1 protein-coding gene and 1 pseudogene are annotated in these 1134 nt (G+C 78.1%); one reads left to right on the forward strand and one right to left on the reverse strand.

What is annotated here, in order from left to right; all coding sequences use genetic code 11:
• The first annotated feature begins 163 nt into the window (after nt 1-163).
• Nucleotides 164-640, forward strand: a complete 477-nt coding sequence (locus ACODR5_RS13500; protein ID WP_488983911.1) for an FHA domain-containing protein — start codon at nt 164-166, stop codon at nt 638-640.
• 88 nt (nt 641-728) lie between these two features.
• On the opposite strand, the pseudogene ACODR5_RS13505 reads toward ACODR5_RS13500, so the two are convergent.
• Nucleotides 729-1134 (reverse strand): annotated as a pseudogene (locus tag ACODR5_RS13505) (hypothetical protein); the annotation flags it as partial.

Genomic DNA, 1134 nt, shown 5'->3' on the forward strand with positions numbered 1-1134 from the left:
CCCGGGGCCCGCGCGGCCGCCCGTTCCGCCGCCGCCCCCGGCGCCCGAGCCCACGGCCTCCCCCGCCCCGACGGCGGCCGTGGCCCCCGCGGTCCCGCCGGCGGTTGCCGCCCCCATGGACGCGAGCCCGCCCGCGCGGCGCCGGTCGCTGCCTCAGGAGCCGGTGGCCGAGCAGAGCGCCCGCACCGAGGAGGAGGCGGGGCTGCCGCTGCACACCATGCTGCCGCGCGAGGCGGTCACCCGCTTCGGACAGCCCGAGCGACGCCGGCGCTCCTCGTCCGGCGCCGCCTCGGCGCCCTCCGGGCCCGTGCCCGCGTTCCGCACCGACGACGGCACGGTGACCCCCGTCGACCGCCTCGGCTACATCGGCCGCCGCCCGTCGGCGCCCGACGAGCACCCCGACGCGCTCCTCGTGACCGTTCCCGACGAGGACCGCTCGGTCTCCCGCTCGCACGGCCGCTTCGGCGTGACGAACGGTCAGCTCTGGTACGAGGACCTGGGATCGGGCAACGGCTCGATCCTCGAGCTGCCCGACGGGCGCTCCACGACGCTCACGTCGCACCAGCGGGTGTCGCTGCCCACCGACTCCAAGCTCATCATCGGCTCGCACACGGTGCGCATCGTCGAGCACCGGGGCTGACCCGACCCCGTCCGCACGAGGCCAGGAGCCGCGCCCGACGAGCATGAGAAAGGCCCGGGACCACGTGGTCCCGGGCCTTCTGCTCACGTCACCAGGCGAGCTCGTCGCGGTCCTTGTCGTCGCCGCGGCTCCCCGAGCGGCCGAGGGCGCCGAGGTCGGTGACGACCTCTTCCTCGTCGAGCTGCATGGCGATCAGGTCGAGCGAGTCGCGCTTCTTCTTGCGGTCGTTGCCCGCGCCCGCACCGCCGGCCATGACTCCGCCGCCGGTCGCACCGCGCGCGGCAGCACCCGCGCCGGCCGCGCCGCCCGTGCCCGCCGCTCCGGCGCCACCGCGACCCGCGGCTCCGCCGTTGCCCAGCACGCCGCCGTGGCCTGCCTTGCCGCTGAGCCCGCCGCGCGTTCGCGGCGCGCGCGAGCCGTTGCCGCCACCGGGTGCCGCGCCGCCGGCCATCACGCCGCCCGCGCCCACGCCGCCGACGCCGGCACCACGAACG

The organism is Microbacterium sp. FG3 (genome assembly GCF_057809335.1).